This is a genomic window from Bradyrhizobium sp. sGM-13 (assembly GCF_018398875.1).
In the GTDB taxonomy this organism is placed as follows: domain Bacteria; phylum Pseudomonadota; class Alphaproteobacteria; order Rhizobiales; family Xanthobacteraceae; genus Bradyrhizobium.
In genome coordinates, this window is the sequence record NZ_JAGWDK010000525.1 from 1 (window position 1) to 214 (window position 214).

Below are 214 nucleotides of genomic sequence, written 5' to 3' on the forward strand. Positions count from 1 at the left end.
GCGCGAAACGCTCATGCTCGTCGTGCATCTCGAGAGTGAATGGCCATTCGGCGAGGCCCGACACAGCCGGGATCGGTGCCAGCGCAAGTCTCTCCAGCAGCAAACCGGCTTCCCAGTAACCGAACACGCGTCGCTGAAAGCGCTGCCTGTGATGGGGAAAGACGTCAAAGGGATGCCCGTAGCCGGCCGAGATCAATTCCAGCATCCGCAGTTC

General features: G+C 61.2%; 1 pseudogene. It reads right to left on the reverse strand.

Annotation, left to right across the window (positions count from 1 at the left end):
* Positions 1–214: pseudogene (locus KJQ96_RS39875) on the reverse strand (DUF1835 domain-containing protein); the annotation flags it as partial.